Below are 20,792 nucleotides of genomic sequence, written 5' to 3'. Positions count from 1 at the left end.
TCGCATTTGCAGCAGAAAATGCGTAAGCGCCCGCGATGCATTTCCTCGACCAGGCCAAGATCTATGTGAAGTCCGGCGGAGGCGGCCCCGGGGCCGTCTCGTTCCGGCGCGAGAAGTATGTCGAGTATGGCGGCCCCGATGGCGGCAATGGCGGGCGCGGCGGGGACATCGTGTTCGAAGCCGTCGCGGGCCTCAACACGCTGATCGACTTCCGCTATTCGCAGCACTTCAAGGCCCCGCGCGGCGGCCACGGGATGGGCAAGGACCGCACCGGCGCCTCGGCCGAGCCGCTGGTCATCAAGGTGCCGGTGGGCACGCAGATCCTCTCCGAGGACAAGGAAGAGGTGCTCGCCGACTTCACCGAGGTGGGCCAGCGGCTCGTGTTCCTCGAAGGCGGCATGGGCGGACGCGGCAATGCCTCCTACAAGACCTCGACCAACCGCGCGCCGCGCCAGCACCAGCCCGGCATTCCGGGCGAGGAGGCGTGGGTGTGGCTGCGGCTCAAGCTGCTCGCGGATGTGGGGCTGGTGGGGCTGCCCAATGCGGGCAAGTCAACCTTCATCAACGCGGTCTCGAACGCGCAGGCGAAGGTCGGCGACTATGCCTTCACCACGCTGGTGCCCAAGCTCGGGGTCGTGCGCCACAAGGGCCGCGAATTCGTGCTCGCCGACATCCCGGGCCTCATCGAGGGCGCGGCGGACGGCGTCGGCATCGGCGACCGCTTCCTCGGGCACATCGAGCGTTGCCGGGTGCTGATCCATCTCATCGACATCACCGGCACCGAGGACGCCGACCCCGCCGAGGCGATGCGCATCGTCGAGGAGGAGCTCGCCGCCTATGGCGACAAGGAGCACACGCGGCTTGACGAAAAGCCCCGGCTGGTGGTGCTCAACAAGCTCGACCTGGCCGATGCCGAACTGGTCGAGGGCTTCCGCAAGGAGCTGCTGACGGCGGGCGCGGAGCAGGTCTTTGCGGTGTCGGGCGCGACCGGTGCGGGGATCCCCGAGCTCCTCGACGCGGTGCTTGCCTACCTGCCGGATCGCACCGCGACCGAGACCAAGGCGGTCGAGATCGAGGATGATGGCGACGCCCCCGAGTGGTCGCCGCTCTGAGCCAGCGATGCTGACGCGTCTCGCTGACATCACCACCGCACGGCGGATCGTGGTCAAGATCGGCTCTGCGCTGCTGGTCGGCGGCGGCCAGGCGCGCGAGGCGTGGCTTTCGGACATGGCGCGCGACCTTGCCAGCCTGCGAAGGGCAGGCGCGCAGGTGATCGTGGTGAGCTCGGGCGCGATTGCGCTGGGCGCGGCGCGGCTCGCCCTGCCCAAGGGCGGGCGCGGGAGCCTTGCCGATGCACAAGCCGCAGCTGCCGTGGGACAGATCGCGCTTGCCGACCTGTGGAGCCGCGCGCTCGGCGCACAAGGCATCACCGCCGCGCAGATGCTGCTGACCTTGGGCGACCTCGAAGACCGCCGCCGCTATCTCAATGCCTCGGCGACGCTCGACCGGCTGCTCGAGGCGGGCGTGACCCCGGTCATCAACGAGAACGACAGCGTCGCCACCGAGGAAATCCGCTTCGGCGACAATGATCGCTTGGCCGCCCGCGTGGCGCAGGCGGCCAATGCCGATGTGGTGCTGCTGCTTTCGGATGTCGACGGGCTCTATGACCGCGACCCGCGCGAGGACGGCGCCACGCTGATCCCGGTGGTCGAGGCCGTGACCCCCGAAGTCATGGCAATGGCGAGCGGAGCCTCATCCTCCGGCCTCGGCTCGGGCGGGATGATCTCCAAGCTGCAAGCGGCGCAGATCGCGACGCGGGCCGGGATCGCGCTCGGCATTCTCAATGGCACCCAAGCAGCCCCGATTGCAAAGGCGCTGGCCGAGGGCACGGGGACGCTGTTCCTTCCCGTGAGTGCCGCCTCGGCCCGCAAGGCATGGCTCGGCGGGCGGCTCGCACCGGCGGGCGAGCTGCGCGTCGACACGGGCTGCGCCGAGGCACTGAAGGGCGGAGCGAGCCTGCTCGCCGCGGGCGTTGTCGGCGTCTCCGGCAGCTTCCGGCGCGGCGATCTTGTCAGCGTGCTCAGCCTGCGCGGCGAGCGCCTCGCACAAGGCCTCGCCGAATATGACGCGGCCGAATTGCAGCGCATCGCGGGCAAGCGCGCCGAGGATCAGGCCGAGCGGCTGGGCTACGCGCCGCGCTCCTGCGTGATCCACCGCGACCATATGGTCCTGCTGTGACGCTCCTGGCGATCACCGGTGCGACCGGTTTCGTCGGCTCTGCGGTGCTCGATGCGGCTCTGGCCGAGGGGCACACGGTCCGCGCGCTCGCCCGGCGCGATCAGGCGCCGCGCGAAGGCGTGGAGTGGGTGCGAGGCGATCTCGGCGACAAGGCGGCGCTGGCGGCTTTGTTCGCGGGCGCAGATGCGGTGCTCCATGTTGCCGGGCTCACCAACACGCCCGATCCGGCGCGGTTCGCCCTCGCCAATGTCACCGGCACCGCCAATGTGATTGCCACGATGAAGGGCGCCGGCGTCCGCCGACTGGTGTTCGTCTCCTCGCTCGCCGCGCGCGAGCCGAAGCTTTCGGCCTATGGCGCCTCCAAGGCAAAGGCCGAGGCGCTGGTCGAGGCGAGCGGGCTCGACTGGACCACGGTGCGGCCTCCCGGCGTCTATGGCCCGCGCGATATCGACTATCTCGACATGTTCCGCACGGCCAAATGGGGCTTCGTCCCTCTTCCGCCGGGCGGAGCGAGCTCGATCATCCACGCCGACGATCTCGCGCGGTTGCTGGTGGGGCTGGCCACCGCCAATTCTGCCGCGACCCGCAAGCAAACCTATGAACCGGACGACGGACGCGAGGGCGGGTGGAGCCACAAGGAACTCGCCGCCGCGATCGGTCGGGCGGTGGGCCGCAGTCGCGTCTTCGCCCCGCACCTGCCGCGCGCGGTGCTTGACGCCGCCGCTGCCGCCGACCGCATGGCGCGGGGCGACCGCGCCAAGCTCACGCCTGACCGTGTCGGCTACATGGCCCATCCCAACTGGGTCTCGCGCTTCGACAGGAAGCCGCCACCGGGCCTGTGGCAGCCGCGCATTTCCGGCGAAGATGGTCTGAAGGCTACCGCCGAGTGGTACGTCCGGGAGGGGTGGCTCTAGGCGCCCCGCCTCACAAAAACGGCTCTAAGCCCGGCTTGTGGATGCCGCATTCGGTCTTGTCCCAGCCCTTCCAGCGGCCCGAACGCGGGTCCTCGCCGGGCAGCACCTGCGAGGTGCAGGGCGAGCAGCCGATCGAGGGGTAGCCTTGTGCGATCAGAGGGTGGCGGGGGAGGTCGTGCTGGATGAAATAGCCCTCGATCTGGCTCGCGTCCCAGTCGATCAGCGGATTGATCTTGAGCCGCCCCTGCGCATCCGAAGTATCCACCTCGAAGCGCGGCAGATTGGCCCGCGTCCTGGCCTGGAACGCCTTCCTCCCGGTGAAGCTCGCGTCGAACCGCGCAAGCGCCTTCGCGAGCGGCTTGACCTTGCGTATTTCACAGCAGCCGTCGGGGTCGTAGGACCATCTGAGGCCGGTCTCGTCCCGCTTGGCGAGGTCGTCCGGGTCCGGCCGCAGCACCACGAGGTCGAGCCCGAGCAGCGTCACGAGTTCGTCGCGATAGGCGAGGGTTTCGGCGAAGTGCTTGCCGGTGTCGAGGAACAGCACCGGCACGGACCGGTCCACAGACGCTACCAGGTGGAGCAACACCGCGCTCTCCGCGCCGAAACTCGAGACCACCGTGAGTTCGCCTGCGAGGCGGTCGCGGATCACGCTCTTGAGCATCTCGGCGGTCGACGCGCCCTCGAACAGGCGGTTGAGGCGCTGCGCGTCGTGGTCGGTGAACCGCGGGGCGAGATCGAGCGCGTCGCGGGTGCGGGTTTGCGCGGCGAGATTGAGTTCAGGCTTCATGGCGCTTCTCCGCTACCGTGCGGCGACCATCCGCCGCGCGTTGGTAGACGTTCTCCCACGTCGCGAAGGCGCGCGCGGCGTCCTCCTCGTCGAGGCGCTTGTCGGGGGCGAAGCTGTCGAAGCCGCAGCGGCGCATGTGCGAGAGCTGGTCGATCAGCACCTGGCCGACCGCGCGCAGCTCGCCGGTGTAGCCCGCCTCGCGCAGGATGCGGGCAGCCGAGTAGCCGCGTCCGTCGCCGAAGGCGGGGAAGTTGACCTCGACCAGCGCGAGACGGTCCAAGAACGGCAGCAGCACGCGGGCATCGTCACCCGGCTCGATCCGGACGGCAGCAGCGTTGGTCTGGTCGCAGCAGGAATCGACCGTGACGGTCGCATGATCGACCGGCTCGTCGTCGCGGAAGCGGAACTGCACCTCGTCGGGGCTCGTCCCAAGGTCATTACCCATAAAGCGCCTCCTTGAAAGGCTCCATGCCGATGCGGCGGTAGGTGTCGAGGAAGCGCTCGCCGTCGCTGCGCTTGGCAAGGTAGACATCGGTGACTTTCTCGACCGCGGCGATCACGCCGTCCTCGTCGAAGCCGGGGCCGGTGATCTTGGCGAGGCTCACGTCCTCGGCCTCGGACCCGCCGAGCGAAAGCTGGTAGTTCTCGACCCCCTTCTTGTCGACGCCGAGGATGCCGATGTGGCCCGCGTGGTGGTGCCCGCAGGCGTTGATGCAGCCGGAGATCTTGAGCTTCAACTCGCCCACCACCTCGGTGCGACCGGTCTCGGCAAAGCGCTCCGAAATGCGCTGGGCGAGCGGGATCGAGCGGGCGTTGGCGAGGCTGCAATAGTCGAGGCCCGGGCAGGCGATGATGTCCTCGATGGTGTCCATGTTGGGACTGCCGAGGCCCGCTTCGTCGAGCGCCTGCCACACCGCCGGAAGGTCCGCGATCCGCACATGGGGCAGCAGCAGGTTCTGCGTGTGCATCACGCGCAGCTCGTCGAAAGAGTGATCGCGGGCGAGCTTCGCCACTAGGCGCATCTGCTCCGAGGTCGCATCGCCGGGGATGCCGCCTGCGGGCTTGAGGCTGATGACGGCGGAGACGTAACCCGGCGCCTTGTGGGGGTGGGTGTTGCGCCGGACCCAACGGCCGAACGCGCTACCCTGACCTCCGTTCGCCTCGAGGATGGTCGAGAGGTGCTGTTCGAAGGGTGTCTCGACTTCGCTCGACACGAACGGGGGAGGGGCGAAGTGCGCCTTGATGCGTTCGAGTTCGGCCAGAGGCGGCTCGACGCCCACACTCAGCAGGTGCGCGAACTCCTCCTCGACCTGGCGCGTGTATTCCGCCGCGCCAAGCTCATGGACGAGGATCTTGATGCGCGCCTTGTACTTGTTGTCGCGCCTGCCGTAGCGGTTGTAGACCCTGAGCGCCGCCTCGGCATAGGTGATCAGCTGGTCCAGGGCCACGAAGTCGCGGATCAGCGGGGCCACCATCGGCGTGCGGCCCATCCCGCCGCCCGCATAGACCTCGGCGCCCACTTCAGCGCCGCGCTTGACGATGCGGATGCCGATGTCGTGCAGCCGCATCGCCGCGCGGTCCTTTTCGGACGCGATCACCGCGATCTTGAACTTGCGGGGCAGGTAGCTGAACTCCGGGTGGAAGCTCGACCACTGGCGCATCAGCTCGGCATAGGGGCGGGGGTCGACCACCTCGTCCGCCGCCGCGCCCGCGAAATGGTCGGACGAGATGTTGCGGATGCAGTTGCCGCTGGTCTGGATCGCGTGCATCTCGACGCTCGCCAGCTCGGCGAGGATGTCGGCGGCGTCCTCGAGCTTGATCCAGTTGTACTGGATGTTCTGGCGGGTGGTGAAGTGCCCGTAGCCGCGGTCGTACTTGTCGGCGATGTCGGCAAGTTTCTCGAGCTGCCGGCTGTCGAGCGTCCCGTAGGGGATGGCGACGCGCAGCATATAGGCGTGGAGTTGCAGGTAGAGCCCGTTCATCAGCCTGAGCGGCTTGAACTGGTCCTCGGTCAGCTTGCCTTCGAGGCGGCGGCGGGCCTGGTCGCGGAATTCGGCGACGCGGGCATCGACCATGGCCTGGTCGTATTGGTCATAGCGGTACATCAGCGGGTTCCAGTCAGGACGGGGAGGCGTTCGGTGCCGAGGATGTTGCCGAGTTCGCGCAGGGTCTTGCCCTCGACCGGCACGGTCTTGTGCGCGGCGCGGATCGCCTCGAAGGCGGCGCGGGTGGCGGGATCGTCGTAACCGGCAGGCGTGGGGTAGCCGACCTCGACCAGCAGGTCCCACTCGCCATCGGGGGCGGGGTTGGCGATCAGGCGGTAGGAGGTGAACAGGCCCTGCTCCACGGCCTTGGCGTCCATCGCAAACCAGTTGAGGTGGATGAAGGCGGTGAGGTTGGCGCGCTCGCCGGGGAGGGCCTTGAGGCGCGTCCATTCGACCACCATCGTGGTGCGCGCCTGTGCCGGAGCGGGCGCGGTTTCGGCAGCGGAAGGCGCGGCGGCGAAGGCGACGGCCGAGGCCAGCGTGGCGGCAGGCAGGCGCATCAGATCACCCAGTCCCAGCCGGTCTTCTGCGCGGTCGGCACGGCGAGATCGCGGCGCACCGTGGGGCCCAGCGCGCGCACGCGGTCCTTGATGTGGGCGGGGCGCACGTGGCCGGCGGCGTCGATGCTCGCCTCGATCACGTAGGGCACGTTGACCCGGCGCGCAGCTTCCTCGCGGGCGAGGATTTCTTCCGCGTCCTTGCCCACGTCCACGGCATCGTCGACGAACAGCGACCAGCCGGAGCCGTTCCACCAGGTGACGGCGCCGCTGCGCAGGTCGTTGCCGGTGAGGATTTTCATGCTTCCTGCTCTCCGTCACCCCAGCGCAAGCTGGGGCCTAGGGCCTCAATGAACTGCGTTTGCCGCTCCAGGTCCCAGCTTGCGCTGGGACGACGGCTTTGGTCGGACAGGCGCGCGGTGACGTCGCCGATGACGATGAGGGCGGGGCTCTTGACGCCGTTGGCCTCGACCAGCTCCGGCAGCCCCGCGAGCAGCCCGCGCAGCACCCGCATCTCGGGGCGCGCGGCGTTCTCGATCACCGCGACCGGCATCTCGGGGGCGAGGCCGTCGGCCATCAGCTTCTCGGCGATTCTGCCCGCGGTCGAGACGCCCATGTAGATCACCAGGGTGCGACCCTTGCCCGCAAGGCCCGACCAGTCCTGCTCGGCAAGGCCCTTGCACTGGCCGGCCACGAACGAGACGATGCTCGAAGCCTCGCGGTGGGTGAGCGCGATCTGCGCCGCCGCGCCCGCGCCCTGCGCTGCGCTGATGCCGGGGACCACCTCGACGGGGACGCCGGCAGCGCGCGCCGCCTCGGCTTCCTCGCCGCCGCGTCCGAAGATGAAGGGATCGCCGCCCTTGAGGCGCAGGACATCATGGCCTTGCAATGCCTCGCGGATCAGGAGCGCGTTGATGTCTGCCTGCGGCATGGTGTGGCGCGCGCGGCTCTTGGCGACCGAGATCAGGCGGGCGTCCGAGCGGGCGAGGCCGAGGATGTCCGGCCCGATCAGCCCGTCATGGACGATCACCCGCGCCTCGGAAATGAGGCGAGCGGCACGCAGGGTGAGGAGGTCCACCGGACCCGGCCCCGCGCCGACGAGATAGATGGTGCCGGTCTTTCGCATGGCGCCCAATTGGGCCGTCACGGCCGTGCAGGCCAGCGAGAATGGATTGCCGCGCGCGAAGCGCAGCTATTGCCGAGGGTCCGGGGACTTCCTCGTCTCCAGCGCCGCGAGCAGCCGCTCCACCGCCGCACCATCCTTGAGATGAATGTCGCGCTGCGGGTAGGGCAGGCCGACCCCGTGCTCCTTGAACAGCGCCCACAAGTGCTTGAGCACATCGCTCTTCACGTTGCCGACGCCTTCTTCGGGATCGTTGATCCAGCAATGGATCGTGAAGTTGACCGCATTGTCGCCGAACCCGTTCCACCACACAGAAGGGGCAGGCTGGAGCAGCACCCGGCGGGCCTTGCGTGCGGCGTCGAGCATCAGCGTCTCGGCGAGCGCCATGTCCGCGTCATAACTCACCCCCACCGGCACCTGCACCCGCACATTGCGCGAGGAATAGGACCAGTTCTCGACCTGGTTGATCATCAGGTTCTCGTTGGGGATCAGATATTCCCGCTCGTCCCGGGTGGTGACCGAGACTGCGCGGATGCCGATCTTGCGGATCTGGCCGAAGGTCTGCTGCCCGGTCTGATCGTTGACCGCGATCACGTCCCCCGGCTTGATCGACTTGTCCATCAGGAGGATGATGCCCGAGATGAGATTGCCGAAGGTCTTTTGCAGGCCGAAGCCGATGGCCAGGCCGAAGGCGCCCGAGAACACCGTGAGTGCGGTCAGATCGACACCGAGCAGGTCCACGCCGACGAGAAAGGCCATGACCCAGATGACGATGGTCGCGATCTTCTCGGCGAGCGCCGCCTGGGTTCCGTCGAGCCGGGTGGCGCGGCGCAGGGCGGAACGGGTGAAGCGGGTGGCGAACCATGCGATCACCACCACCAGCAAGACCGCACCGACCGCGAACAGCACGTCGAATGCCGACACCCGAAATGTGCCGATTTCGAGCGCGAAACTGTCCAGCCGGTTGACGATGCCGCCGACGGTCTGCGAGCGTTCGGCGAGATCCTCGCGCAGGATATCCGCGCCGCCGACTGCCTCGCTGGCGCGCGGCGTTGGCCGAGCGGCAGCCATCACGCGCGCGCCAGCGCCTGCGCCAGATCGGCGATCAAGTCCTCGGGGTCCTCGAGGCCGATCGACAGGCGCAGGGCGGGGCGCCCGCCAGTCGGGCAGGGCATGACCGAGCGGTAGGACTTCGGAGCAATCGGCAGTGCAAGGCTCTCGAACCCGCCCCACGAATAGCCGTTGCCGAACAGCGCGAGCGCATCGGAGACCCGCGCCGAGGCGGCCGGGTCCTCGCTCGCCAGCACGAAGGCGAAGAGCCCGCACCCGCCGGCGAAGTCGCGCTTCCACAGGCCATGGCCGGGATGCGAGGGGAGGAGCGGGCAGAGCACTTGCGAGACCTGCGGCTGCGCTTCCAGCCATTCGGCCACCTTCAGCGCCGAGGCGGTCTGCGCCGCGAGCCGCACGCCCATCGTCCTCAGGCCCCGCGCCGCCAAGGCCGCGTCGTCGGGCGAGACCACTTGACCCAGCTCGTGGCTGACGCGGCGCAGCGCCGTGTACCAGCGCTTGCCCGCGCTCGCCGAGCCCATCATCAGGTCGGAATGCCCGCCGACGTGCTTGGAGAGGCTCATCATCACGATGTCGCAGCCGTGGGTCAGCCCCGAAAAGCCGAGCGGGCTCGCCCAGGTGTTGTCGAGCAGGGTGACGGCCCCGTGCTCGCGGGCGATACCGGCGAGCGCGGGGATGTCGCAGACCTCGAAGGTGAGGCTTCCGGGGCTCTCGAGCCACACCGCCTTGACCGGCGCGGCGAACAGGGCGCGGTAGGCCGCGATGTCGCGCGGGTCGAAGAATTCGGTCGTCACGCCCAGCCGCGCCAGCAGACCCGTCGCCATGCTGCGGGTGGGGTCATAGGCGTTGTCGCTCATCAGCAGCCGGTCGCCCGGCGCAAGGACGGCGAGCATCGCGCCGGCGATCGCCGCCACCCCGCTCGGGTAGAGCACCGTGCCGTGCGCGCCCGGCTCGATCTGCGTCAGCGCCTCGGCGAGCGCCCACTGGGTCGGTGCGCCGCGACGACCGTAGAAGAACTGCCCGTCGGCATTGTTGCCGCCCGCCGCCTGCCGCTCGGCGTCGCTGGCGTAGAGATGGGTCGAGGCGCGCCACACCGGCGGGTTGACCACCGGGCCGGTCCACTCCTTGCGGCGGCCGCCGTGGACGAGGCGGGTGGCGGGCCGCAGGTCCTTGTGATCGCCGCCGTCGCTCATGCCTCGGGGCGCTCCGGATCGGGGCCTTGGGCCTTGGGCGTGGCGGGGTCCGCGCCCCATTCGCTCCAGCTCCCGTCGTAGAGTGCGGTATCCTGCTTGCCAAGGAGGTGCATGGCGAACAGCAGCACGCTGGCGGTGACGCCGCTGCCGCAGGTGGTGGTGACGGGCCGGGCAAGGTCGATCCCGGCCTCCGCGAAGGCCGCACGCAAGGCGTCGGGGCTCTTGTAGGTCCCGTCCGCCTCGAACAGCGCGGTGTAAGGCAGGTTGCGCGCGCCGGGGATGCGCCCGTTGGGCACGCCATGGACCGGGTCGACGCCCGTCCCATAGACCCGGTCGGCGCCGCGCGCGTCGAGCACCTGTTCGGCGCGGCTGTCGATATTGGCGAGCATATCGGCCTTGGTGCGCACCCGCTCGGGGGCGGAGAGGTTGGCGGGGGATGCCGGAGCGACCTCGGCCCCGCCGCTCTCCAGCGCGCGGCCTTCCTCGCGCCACTTGCCGAGGCCACCGTCGAGGATCGCGACGTTGGACCAGCCGCTCGACGTCAGCATGAACCACCCGCGAGCGGCGGTGCGGATCGCGCTGTCGTCATAGAGGACGATGCCGTCGCCGGGCGCCACGCCGAGGCTCGCCAGCCGCTCGGCGAGCTGCTCCGGGCGGGGCAGGGCGGCGGGCACCGGGGAGTTGCGGTCGACAAGGCTCGCAAGGTCGAGGAACCGTGCGCCCGGGATGTGCCCGACGGCGAACTCCTCGCCCGCGTCGCGCGCCGCGGCAGGGAGGTGAAGCGAGGCATCGAGCACCGCGATGTGCGGGTCGGCGAGGTGTTCGGCGAGCCAGTCGGAGGTCACGAGCGGGGCGGGGAGCGTGGTCATGGCCGCGAGCCTAGCGTGCAAGTGCGCCCGGTGCAAAGCGCGCCGGCGCTCAGGCTGCGGCGGAGGCGGGCGGCGGCGCGACGGGCTGTGCGACAAGCCCGGCAATGCTGCCGGGCGGCTGGTCGAGCGTGATCGGATGCACCCGCCCGCTCGCGCTGCGCGGCCCGACGACGAAGGTGCGGGTCAGCGCGGGCTGGCCGGCGCCCTCGATCGTGACGTGGACCAGCGGGATGAACAGCGGCGTGCTGCCCTGCCGCAGCGGAGCGATCGCGGACAGGGGGAGCTGAATCTCGCCGGTGACGCCCTGCGCCTGGTGCGGGCCGACCCGCGCGATGTCGCTCAGCCCCTGCGCCGCCCCCGCCGAGGGGCCGCTGCCCCCCGCCGCGCGCGCGCAGGCGAGCTGCACCGCGATCTTGAGGTCCTGCACCGCCCGGCCCGAACGGTTCGCGACGGTCAGCCGATAGCCGATCGTGAAGCGCATCAGGCTGCGGGTCGCCCCGGTAATCTCGAGCGCGAGGTCAAGGCGGGTGAGATCGGGCTGCGCCTCCGCACCTGCCGGGTCGATGGCCGAGGGCGCGGCGAGGCGCAGCACCCGGGGCCTGCGGCGCCGCCACAGGAGCGCGCCGCCGCCGAGCAGCGCCAGCCCGCCGAGCCCCGCCGCCGCCAGCGGCCACCACTCGGGCAGGGTGGCAGGCGCATCCGCGGTCTCGGCAGGAGCGGCGAAGTCGGGCAGGGCTTGGGGCGATGTGCCGGGTAGCGTCGGCGGTGCGGGGGGCGGAAAGACCGTGTCTTGGTTGCCATCCACCGCAGGCTGCGGCGCCGCTGTCGCCGTCGCGGCCGAGCTGCTCCCCGTTGCCACCGGGCCGGGAAGCGAGGTCGTGGGAGACGGCGCAGCGGTTGGTGCAGAGCGCACGGGGGCGGGCTGTGCGATGGTGGGGACCGGCTCGGGCGCGAGGGTCGGCAGCGGGCTCGGCGCCGTGGCGGGGCGCGGCGTGGGCGTTGCGGTCGGGATCGGGCGCGGGGGGATGGTGACGCCGGCGCGCTCGTCCTCGGGGCCGGCGGGCGGCGGGGTCGGCGTGGGGCTCGGCGGCGGCAGGGTGAAGCTTCCGGGGCTCTCCTGCGCCGCCAGCGGCACGGCGGCGAGGAGGGCGGCGGCGGCGAGACAACGGCGAAGGGCGGGGCGGGCGGGGGGCAGGGTCATGCGGTGATCTGGCTCGGTGGGTCGGCTCGGTCGGGCAGGGCGGCGCTGCTGTGCCGGGTCTGGGGTGAACCGGCGCTGTCCCACATAGGGGGCATCCCCGCACCTCGTCCAGCTTGGCGCTTGCGCGGCGGGTTGGATCGGGGCAACAGCGCGGCATGGAAAGCACACCCCCCTCCAACACGCCGCAGTTCCTGGGGCGCGACACCCCGCTGCCCGCCTCGCCCGAGGCGGCGGTGCTCGACTACGTGCCCAACCCGCGGCCCGGGCTCACCTACCTCGTGCGCTTCGCGGCGCCCGAGTTCACCTCGCTGTGCCCGGTCACCAGCCAGCCCGATTTCGCGCACCTCGTCATCGACTACGTGCCCCGCGACACCATCGTCGAGAGCAAGAGCCTCAAGCTGTTCCTCGGTTCCTTCAGGAATCACAATGGGTTCCACGAGGATGTGACGGTCGGCATCGGGGTCCGCCTCAACGCGGAGATGCGGCCGAAGTGGCTCAGGATCGGCGGCTACTGGTATCCGCGCGGGGGCATCCCGATCGACGTCTTCTGGCAATCGGGCAAGCCGCCCGAGGACTTGTGGCTGCCCGACCAGGGCGTGCAAGCCTATCGCGGTCGCGGCTGAAGCGGCCGGTTGCCGGAGAGGCGATGTTTCACGTGAAACACCGCCACAATGCCCTGCAAGCGGCCATCTGCGGCAGGCTGGAGGGGGTCTGGCCGGGGGCTGGCGGGGGTCTGGCGGGGGGGAAGGGCTGCGCGACACCCCGGCAAGCGCCGGCTCGCCCCAAGTCGGAAAACCGCCCTAAAGCCCCGGCGCGCTCAGTTCCAGCTGGATGAACTTGGGCACGCTCTTGTTCGCCTCGCGCCACTTGGCGAGCGGGAAGGCGCCCGCGCCCAGCGCCGCCAGCGGGATGCCCGCCTCGGCGAGCGAATAGGGCGAGATGCGGTGCCGGGTCATGAACCCGCCGGTACCGTCGGAAATGAGGTTGGTCTCGAACTTGAGGCCCTGGCTGTTCTCGGTGGCGTTGACCACCTTGCTCACCACCAGCTGCCCGTGGCCCAGATCGAGCACCACGTCGGTGCCCACCGGCACCCCGGCAAGGCCATTGATGCGCGCGCCGGTCTTGGACAAGTTCCTGAGGATCACGTCGTAATAGTGGTCCTCGTGGATCAACCCGACCTTGCGGAAGATGGTGATACGCTCGGAACGGTGGCGCGGCGGTCCGCTCGGCTTGAATTCGGCATTCTCGCCCTCGAACCGCGCGATCACCTCGTCCTGGGTCATGGGCTTGGAAAAAATGTAGCCCTGCACCAGGTCGGCGCCGCGTTCGCGCACCAGCTGGAGCTCGTCCATCGCCTCGACCCCTTCGGCGACCGTCTCCATCCCCAGCGCCTTGGCCAGGGCCACGATCGCGGCGATGATCGCAGGGTTGATGTCGCCGTTCTCGGTGCAGCCGCGCACGAAGCTCTGGTCGATCTTGATCTTGTCGAAATGACCGTGCTTCAGATAGCCGAGCGAGGAATAGCCCGTGCCGAAATCGTCGAGCGCGAGGCGCACGCCGAGTTTCTTCATATCGCGGAAGATCGCATCGACGCTCTCGAGGTCGCCCACGAACACGCTCTCGGTGATCTCGAGCTCGAGCCGCTGCGGCGGCAGGCCCGAAGCTTCGAGCGCGCCTGCCACCGTCTTCTTGAAGCCGGGACGCACGAACTGCTTGGCCGAGACGTTGACCGCGACACGGACCGTTTCGGGCCAGGCCATCGCATCGGTGCAGGCCTGGCGCAGCGCCATCTCGCCCAGCTTGATGATGAGATCGTCGTTCTCGGCGATGGGGATGAAGTGGGCCGGGCTGATGTTGCCCTCTTCCTCGTCGTGCCAGCGCAGCAGCGCCTCGAAGCACTTGACCTCGTTGGTCTCGGGATTGACCAGCGGCTGGTAGGCAAGCCTCAGGTCCCCCTTGTCGACCGCGTCGCGCAGGCGGTCGCCGATCTTGGCGGTCTTGGAGGCCGCATCGCGCAGCTCGCTGGTGAAGAAGCAGAAGATGCCGCTGCGCGTTTCCTTGGCGGAATAGAGCGCCATATCGGCCGCCCGCGTCAGTTCGTCGGCCTCCACCCCGTCGTAAGGGGCGATGGCGATGCCGACCGAGGTGCCGATGATCGCGCGCCGGCCGTTGATCTGGTAGGGCTGCGAGATCGATTGCACGATGCGGTTGGCAAGCTCGCCCAGGGCGCCGCGATCGTCCATGTCGGGCAGCAGGACCTGGAACTCGTCGCCGCCCAGGCGACCGACTTCGCCGGCATCCTTGACGATCGATTGCAGGCGGGAGGCGACCTGCTTCAGCAGCTCGTCGCCAGCCGGGTGGCCCATCGTGTCGTTGACCTGCTTGAAGCGGTCGAGATCGAGCATCATCAGCGCGCAGGACCGCTGGGACACCCGGAAGGCGGCGAGCATCGCGGTCAGCCGTTCCTTGAGCTTGCGGCGGTTGGCAAGCCCGGTCAGCTCGTCGACCTGCGACTGGCGCGCGACCTGGGTCTCGTAGGCATATTGCGCCGAAATATCGACGGCGCTGCCGCGATAGCCCTGGAAATTGCCCTGCGCATCCAGCAGCGGGCGGCCATTGATCCGCCACCAGCGGGTGTGGCCGCGCGCGGTGGTGACCTGCACGATCTGCTCGTCGAGCTTGGAGCGGGCGCGCAGCTTGAAGGCGAGGTTGCGCTGCGCGGTGGTGGCGTGTTCGTCCTCGACGTCCTGGAAGAGCTTGACGACCGGGCTGCCGATCAGCGTGTCGGCCTCGACGCCGAGATCGGCGAGCGCGCGCTGCGAAAGAAAGGTCAGCTTGTCCTCGGCGTCGGTCGCCCAGAACATCCCGATGCCGAGTTCCTCGACCTCGCCGAGCACGGCGCTGCGATCGGGCCGTGCGCCCGTCGGGGCGCTATGCCCCTTGTTGCTGTCGCGAGTGTCCTCGCGCGCCGATCTGCGAAACCCAAGTGCCATACTGGTCCTCGTGCCGGGCCGACCGCTCGCAGCGGACCTGCCCCTGTCGTTGCTCATAGGGGTTGCATGGTTGACAAACCGTTAGCCGGGCCCCTCCGGTAAGATCGGCCGGGGCAGGGGAACCCTTCCGGGCAGGCCGCGTTGTGTGGACGTGCGGCGGTTTGGCATATTCTTGCCGAGCCGCCGCAGGACGTGTAATTTTGCTCCGGTGCCGCCGTGCGGGGGGATACGCGCTGCGGGCCACGCCACATTGGGGGACGAGGCCATTTCTGTCACCGAGCTGCCCGTGAAGGGCGACGACCTGCAGGCCAATCCGGTGCGCACCCGCGCCGACTGGGAGGCGATGCGCGCCGCCGCGCTCGCCGATCCGGGCGCCTTCCACGGCGCTATCGCCGCGCGCAACATGCACTGGTTCGTGGCCGAGGTGGGCGCTGAGGGCGCGTGGCTCGCGAAGGGCGCGGACGGGCGCTGGCGCGGCTGGGACGGCGCGAGCGCGGCGCCGGTTGCGCCCGATCTGCCCGAAGGCTTCACCCCCTGGCACACCGGTTTCGACGGCAGCAATCCGCCGCATTGGCGCTGGTTCGTCGGCGGGCGCACCAATGCCGCCTTCTCCGAACTCGACCGTCACGTGCTCGCCGGCCACGGCGACGAGGCGGCGCTGGTCTTCGAGGGCGACCGCTGGGACATGAGCGCGAACGGCGGCAAGGGCGCCCCGATCGACTGCTTCACGATCAGCCGCAAGCGTTTGCTGCTGGAGGTGGCGAAGTGCGCCGTGGCGCTGGAGGCGCTAGGCCTCAAGGCGGGCGACCGCATGGCCTTGAACATGCCGAGCATCGTGCCGCAGATCTACTGGACCGAGGCGGCCAAGCGCTTGGGCGTCGTCTATACGGCGGTGTTCGGCGGCTTTTCCGACAAGACCCTCTCGGACCGCATCGCCGACACGGCGGCGCGGGTGATCGTGACCAGCGACGGGAGCTACCGGAACGCGCAGGTCGCCGCCTTCAAGAACGCCTACACCGACCCCGCGCTCGACAACTTCGTGCCGGTGACGACGGCGCTGGACATCCTTGGCGGGCTCGATCTCGATCTGGCGGCGGAAGACCACGCGACGATCCTTGCCGCCGTGCGCGAGGCGCTGGCCGGGGAGATCACGGTCGATCGCTCGGACGTGATGCGCGGCGTGGGCAAGGCGCTGATCCAACTGGGCGGGGAGGGCCGCATCACCAGCGCGGATGCGGCGCGGGTGCGGATCGCGATCGCCTCGAGCCTCGTGACGCTACCGCCGCGGGTCGAGGCGGTGATCGTGGTTCGCCACACCAACCAGCCCGACATGATCTGGCGCGAGGAGCGCGATCGCTGGAGCCACGAGCTGACCGACGCGGCCTTCGCCACGGTGCTCGAGAAGGCCCGCGCAGCGGGCTTCGCGGTGCAGTCGGAAGCCGAGCTGATGGCGCTGCCCGACGCCGATTTCGTGCGCGCGATCTGGGCGTCCTCGAAACCGATGCCGGTCGATGCCGACTACCCGATGTTCTTCATCTACACCTCGGGCAGCACCGGCAAGCCCAAGGGTATCGTCCACTCCCACGGCTATGCGGCGGGCGTTGCCGAGACGATGGCGGCGAGCTTCGACGCGCGCCCCGGCGACACGCTGTTCGTGGTCGCCGATCCGGGCTGGATCACCGGGCAGAGCTACCTGATCTGCGCGCCGCTGATGACGCGGGTGACGTCGCTGGTCTCCGAAGGCTCTCCCGTGTTCCCCCACGCAGGCCGCTTCGCCTCGATGATCGAGCGGCACAAGGTGCGCATCTTCAAGGCCGGGGTGACGTTCCTCAAGTCGATCATGTCCGACCCGGCGAACCTTGCCGAGCTCGAACGCTACGACATGAGCGGTCTGCGCGTGGCGACTTTCTGCGCCGAGCCTGTCTCGCCGAGCGTGCAGGCCTTCGGGATGGAGCACGTGACCCCGCGCTACATCAACTCCTACTGGGCGACCGAGCACGGCGGGATCGCGTGGACGCATATGTTCGCGAATGACGATTTTCCCCTGCGCCCCGACGCGCATGCCTATCCGCTCCCCTGGATCGTCGGCGATGTGTGGGTCGAGGATGAGGCGGGCGAGGGCGCGCGCTCGGGGGCTGTCGCCCCCTTCGCGCGGGCGGATGACGGCGGCGTGCCTTGGCGCAAGGCCGAAACGGGCGAGAAGGGCGAAATCGTGATCGCCGCGCCTTACCCCTACCTCGCGCGCACCATCTGGGGCGACATCGCGGGCTTCAAGGTTGCGGATGGCCGCGTCGCTCCGGAATGGCGCGGCGATGCCCAGCGCTGGGAGGAGGGCTACTGGAAGCGCTGGAAGGGCGCCTGGGCCTATACCCAAGGCGACTTCGCGATCCAGCATCCCGACGGATCGTTCTCGCTGCATGGCCGGAGCGATGACGTGATCAACGTCTCGGGCCACCGCATGGGCACGGAAGAAATCGAAGGCGCGGTGCTGCGCGACAAGGCGCTCGCGCCGGATTCGCCGGTCGGCAACGTGCTGGTGGTCGGCGCCCCGCACCGCGAGAAGGGGCTGACCCCGCTCGCCTTCGTGGTGCCTGTCGCAGGGCGCAAGCTCACGCATGAGGACAAGCGCCGCCTGTTCGATCTGGTGCGCACCGAAAAGGGCGCGGTCGCGGTCCCGGCGGACTTCATCGAGGTCTCGCAGTTCCCCGAGACCCGCAGCGGCAAGTATATGCGGCGCATGGTCCGTGCGCTGGTGGTGGGCGAGGATGTCGGCGACGTCACCACCTTGCGCAACCCCGAGGCGCTCGATGAACTCAAGCGCGTCATCGCCGATTGGCAGCGCAAGCAGCGCATGAGCGACGAGCAGGCGCTGTTCGACCGGCACCGCTATTTCCTTGTGCAATACAATACCGTCGCGCCCGGCAAGCAGGTCGCGACCGTCACGGTCACCAACCCGCCGGTCAATGCGCTGAACGAACGCGCCATCGACGAGCTGGTGCTGGTCACCTCCACGCTGGCACGCGATGACAGCGTCGTGGCGGTGGTGTTCACCGGCGAGGGCACCTCGTCCTTCGTCGCGGGGGCCGACATCCGCCAGATGCTCGAGGAGATCCACACGGTCGACGAGGCCATGGTGCTCCCCAACAACGCGCACCTCGCCTTCCGCACCATCGAGAGCATGAACAAGCCCTGCGTCGCGGCGGTGCAGGGCGTGGCGCTCGGCGGGGGCATGGAATTCGCGCTCGCGTGCCATTACCGCATCGCCGAGCCCGTTGCGCGTTTCGGCCAGCCCGAGATCCGGCTGAGATTGCTCCCCGGCTATGGCGGCACGCAGCGCCTGCCGCGCCTGCTCGCCGACCGGCGCGGGGCGGAGGGTGTGCGCGATGCGCTCGATCTCATTCTGGGCGGTCGGAGCATCACGGCGGAGGCCGCTGCCGATATCGGCCTCGTCGACGAGTTGGTGGACGGCGCGCAGGACGCGCTCTCCGCAGCCCATGCGGCGGTGCGGGATTTCGTGAGGCGCGGACCTGCGAGTGCGCTCGGCTGCGCCTTCGCGGAAAGGCAGGGCGCGACGGTGCGCTGGGAGGAGGCGTCGGAGGTCGATCTCGATGCGGTGCTGGAGGACGCGTTTCTGCAGCGCATCCTCAGGCAGCTCGCATGGGCGGGCCGCGATGTCGCGGGCGCGCGCGCGCTCGACGCGGTGCGCACCGGGCTGGAGCACGGCATCACCGCCGGCACCGAGCGCGAGGCGCGGCTGTTCGCCGAGGCGATCGTCGATCCCGAGGGCGGCAAGACCGGCATCCGGCAATTCATGGACAAGGTCGCCCCGCCGCTCCCGGTGCGGCGCGACGGCGTGTGGATCGATGCCGAGCACGAAATGCGCGCGCAGGCGCTTGAGGCGGCGGGCGATCTGCTGCCCGTCGGCGCGCCCTTCTATCCCGGCGTCACCCCGATCCCGCCGTGGCAATATGCCTTCGGCATCGCCCGCGATCCCGACACCGGCCAGCCCCGCTTCGGCCCGCCGGCGAGCCACGAGAAGGAGCTGATCGTCAAGGTGCCCGAGCCCGCGCCCAACGAGGCGCTGCTCTATATGCTGACCAGCGAGGTCAACTTCAACGACATCTGGGCGCTGACCGGCATCCCCGTCTCGCCCTTCGATGCGCATGAGGAGGACGTGCAGATCACCGGTTCCGGCGGCATCGCGCTGGTTGCCGCGCTCGGGTCAGAGACGCGGGCGCAGGGGCGGATCAAGGTCGGCGATCTGGTGACGGTCTATTCGGGGACCAATGACCTGCTCAGCCCGCTGGTCGGCAACGACCCGATGTATGCGGACTTTTCCATCCAGGGCTACGAGACCGAGACGGGGAGCCATGCGCAGTTCCTGACCGTGCAGGCGCCGCAGATGCACAAGGTGCCGCCCGACCTCACGCTGGAGCAGGCGGGGAGCTATGTGCTGAACCTCGGCACCATCGCGCGCTGCCTGTTCACCACCTTGCAGATTGCACCGGGGCGGACGCTGTTCGTCGAAGGCGCAGCGACGGGGACGGGGCTTGATGCTTTGCGTTCCTCGGTGCGGACCGGGTTGCAGGTGACGGGGCTCGTTTCCTCGGAGGAACGCGCGCAGTTCATCACCAAGGTGCAGGGCGCGGTCGGGGCGATCAACCGCAAGGATGCGCGTTTCGCCGACCTCTACACCGTCGTGCCCGAGGACAAGGCCGAGGCCATCGCGTGGGAAGCCGCAGGCGCGCCGCTGATCGAGGCATACAAGGCGCTGAACGGCGGCAAGCTCGCCGACTACGTGGTGAGCCATGCGGGCGAGACCGCCTTCCCGCGCTCGTTCCAGCTCCTTGCCGAGGGCGGCACGCTCGCTTTCTATGGCGCGTCGTCGGGCTACCATTTCAGCTTCATGGGCAAGCCGGGCACGGCCTCGCCCGAAGAGATGCTCCGCCGCGCGGCCCTGCGCGGGGGCGAGGCGGTGCTGATCTTCTACGGGCCGGGTTCCTCCGAATTGCTCGACGAGACGGGCCTCGAAATGATCGAGGCCGCCCGCCGCTTCAACGCCCGCAGCGTGATCGCCACCACCACTGACGGGCAGCGCGAGTTTCTGCAATCGCTGGGCCTCGAGGACGCGATCGAGGGGATCGTCTCCCTCGAATCGATCCGCCGCCGCGAGGGTGCCAATTTCCACTGGCCCGACACCATGCCGCGCCTGCCCGATGCCAAGGCCGATATCGAGGTCTTCAAGGCGGCGGTGCGCGACTATCAGGACCGGGTGATGAAGCCCTTCGGCTCGGCCGTGGGCAAGATCCTGCGCTCGCCCGACAACCCGCGCGGCAGCCCCGATCTGGTGTTCGAGCGGGCCGGGCAGGACACGCTCGGCATCTCGACCTCGCTGGTGAAGCCCTTCACGGGGCGGGTAATCTTTGCGGAAGACCTGACCGGCTGCCGCTTCACCTTCTACGCACCCCAGGTGTGGACCCGCCAGCGGCGCATCTACATGCCGACCGCGCAGATCTTCGGCACGCACCTGTGCAACGCCTACGAGGTCGCGCGGATGAACGACATGATCGCCGCCGGGCTCCTCGAAGTGACCGAGCCCGAGGTCGTGCCGTGGGACGGCCTTCCGGAGGCGCACCAGGCGATGTGGGACAACCGGCACACCGGATCGACCTACGTGGTCAACCATGCGCTGCCCGAAATGGGCCTCAGGAGTCGCGACGCGCTGCTCGAGGCGTGGGCCGCGCAGGGGGCAGCGCAGGTCGCGGCGCCCTCGGACACGGAACCGGAGGCTTGACTCGAGCGTTGCGATTTTTGAAACTTTCCATCTCTCCTCCCCAGAGATCGTTCGAAGCCTGAAGCGAAGC

The 20,792-nt window shown here is 69.4% G+C and carries 16 protein-coding genes; 5 read left to right on the top strand and 11 right to left on the bottom strand.

The genetic code is table 11. The features are described 5' to 3' along the window. The first annotated feature begins 35 nt into the window (after positions 1–35). From cgtA to OPU67_RS07095, 3 genes are read left to right on the top strand one after another with little or no spacing between them, the layout of a single operon-like run. Positions 36–1,112: an Obg family GTPase CgtA gene (gene cgtA / locus OPU67_RS07105; protein WP_267618683.1), complete on the top strand. Its 1,077-nt coding sequence runs from the start codon at positions 36–38 to the stop codon at positions 1,110–1,112. A 7-nt stretch (positions 1,113–1,119) separates the two neighbouring features. Further along, on the top strand, positions 1,120–2,238 hold the full coding sequence (gene proB, locus OPU67_RS07100; protein ID WP_267618681.1) for a glutamate 5-kinase: 1,119 nt from the start codon (positions 1,120–1,122) through the stop codon (positions 2,236–2,238). Continuing rightward, positions 2,235–3,152 (top strand): NAD-dependent epimerase/dehydratase family protein, encoded by a 918-nt coding sequence (locus tag OPU67_RS07095; RefSeq protein ID WP_267618676.1) that lies wholly within the window; start codon positions 2,235–2,237, stop codon positions 3,150–3,152. The genes proB and OPU67_RS07095 overlap by 4 nt, the downstream gene beginning before the upstream one ends. Positions 3,153–3,162: 10 nt before the next feature. On the opposite strand, the gene OPU67_RS07090 is transcribed toward OPU67_RS07095, so the two are convergent. The 10 genes from OPU67_RS07090 to OPU67_RS07045 form a co-directional block, all read right to left on the bottom strand. Next, positions 3,163–3,939 (bottom strand): phosphoadenylyl-sulfate reductase, encoded by a 777-nt coding sequence (locus OPU67_RS07090; protein ID WP_267618674.1) that lies wholly within the window; start codon positions 3,937–3,939, stop codon positions 3,163–3,165. Continuing rightward, positions 3,929–4,384: a DUF934 domain-containing protein gene (locus tag OPU67_RS07085; protein WP_267618673.1), complete on the bottom strand. Its 456-nt coding sequence runs from the start codon at positions 4,382–4,384 to the stop codon at positions 3,929–3,931. Before OPU67_RS07085 ends, OPU67_RS07090 begins: the two co-directional genes overlap by 11 nt. Beyond that, positions 4,377–6,044 carry a nitrite/sulfite reductase gene (locus tag OPU67_RS07080; RefSeq protein ID WP_267618671.1) on the bottom strand — a complete coding sequence of 556 codons (1,668 nt, stop codon included), beginning with the start codon at positions 6,042–6,044 and terminating at the stop codon, positions 4,377–4,379. Before OPU67_RS07080 ends, OPU67_RS07085 begins: the two co-directional genes overlap by 8 nt. Further along, complete coding sequence (locus OPU67_RS07075; RefSeq protein WP_267618669.1) at positions 6,044–6,484, bottom strand: hypothetical protein; 441 nt, start codon at positions 6,482–6,484, stop codon at positions 6,044–6,046. Before OPU67_RS07075 ends, OPU67_RS07080 begins: the two co-directional genes overlap by 1 nt. After that, positions 6,484–6,783 (bottom strand): DUF2849 domain-containing protein, encoded by a 300-nt coding sequence (locus OPU67_RS07070; protein WP_267618668.1) that lies wholly within the window; start codon positions 6,781–6,783, stop codon positions 6,484–6,486. The genes OPU67_RS07075 and OPU67_RS07070 overlap by 1 nt, the downstream gene beginning before the upstream one ends. After that, the gene (gene cobA / locus OPU67_RS07065) at positions 6,780–7,607 is read right to left on the bottom strand and encodes a uroporphyrinogen-III C-methyltransferase (protein WP_267618667.1); all 828 of its coding nucleotides are present in this window, start codon (positions 7,605–7,607) and stop codon (positions 6,780–6,782) included. Before cobA ends, OPU67_RS07070 begins: the two co-directional genes overlap by 4 nt. Before the next feature lie 66 nt (positions 7,608–7,673). Then, a complete protein-coding gene (locus OPU67_RS07060) occupies positions 7,674–8,675 on the bottom strand; it encodes a mechanosensitive ion channel family protein (RefSeq protein ID WP_267618785.1) in 1,002 nt (333 codons plus the stop codon). Beyond that, complete coding sequence (metC, locus tag OPU67_RS07055; RefSeq protein WP_267618666.1) at positions 8,675–9,865, bottom strand: cystathionine beta-lyase; 1,191 nt, start codon at positions 9,863–9,865, stop codon at positions 8,675–8,677. Before metC ends, OPU67_RS07060 begins: the two co-directional genes overlap by 1 nt. After that, entirely contained in the window at positions 9,862–10,734 is an 873-nt protein-coding gene (locus tag OPU67_RS07050; RefSeq protein WP_267618665.1) for a sulfurtransferase, read from the bottom strand. Before OPU67_RS07050 ends, metC begins: the two co-directional genes overlap by 4 nt. A 49-nt stretch (positions 10,735–10,783) precedes the next feature. Then, complete coding sequence (locus tag OPU67_RS07045) at positions 10,784–11,935, bottom strand: hypothetical protein (RefSeq protein WP_267618663.1); 1,152 nt, start codon at positions 11,933–11,935, stop codon at positions 10,784–10,786. Positions 11,936–12,090: 155 nt separating this feature from the next. Between OPU67_RS07045 and queF the strand changes: the two genes are divergently transcribed. Continuing rightward, the gene (gene queF / locus OPU67_RS07040; RefSeq protein ID WP_267618661.1) at positions 12,091–12,558 is read left to right on the top strand and encodes a preQ(1) synthase; all 468 of its coding nucleotides are present in this window, start codon (positions 12,091–12,093) and stop codon (positions 12,556–12,558) included. A 177-nt stretch (positions 12,559–12,735) separates the two neighbouring features. On the opposite strand, the gene OPU67_RS07035 is transcribed toward queF, so the two are convergent. Further along, positions 12,736–14,928 (bottom strand): putative bifunctional diguanylate cyclase/phosphodiesterase, encoded by a 2,193-nt coding sequence (locus OPU67_RS07035; RefSeq protein WP_267618660.1) that lies wholly within the window; start codon positions 14,926–14,928, stop codon positions 12,736–12,738. Positions 14,929–15,214: 286 nt separating this feature from the next. Between OPU67_RS07035 and OPU67_RS07030 the strand changes: the two genes are divergently transcribed. After that, the gene (locus tag OPU67_RS07030; RefSeq protein ID WP_324255352.1) at positions 15,215–20,722 is read left to right on the top strand and encodes an AMP-binding protein; all 5,508 of its coding nucleotides are present in this window, start codon (positions 15,215–15,217) and stop codon (positions 20,720–20,722) included. Positions 20,723–20,792: the final 70 nt, after the last annotated feature.

This window comes from Erythrobacter sp. WG, from assembly GCF_026586795.1.
Taxonomy (GTDB): domain Bacteria; phylum Pseudomonadota; class Alphaproteobacteria; order Sphingomonadales; family Sphingomonadaceae; genus Erythrobacter.
This window is presented reverse-complemented; position numbering and strand designations above follow the sequence as displayed.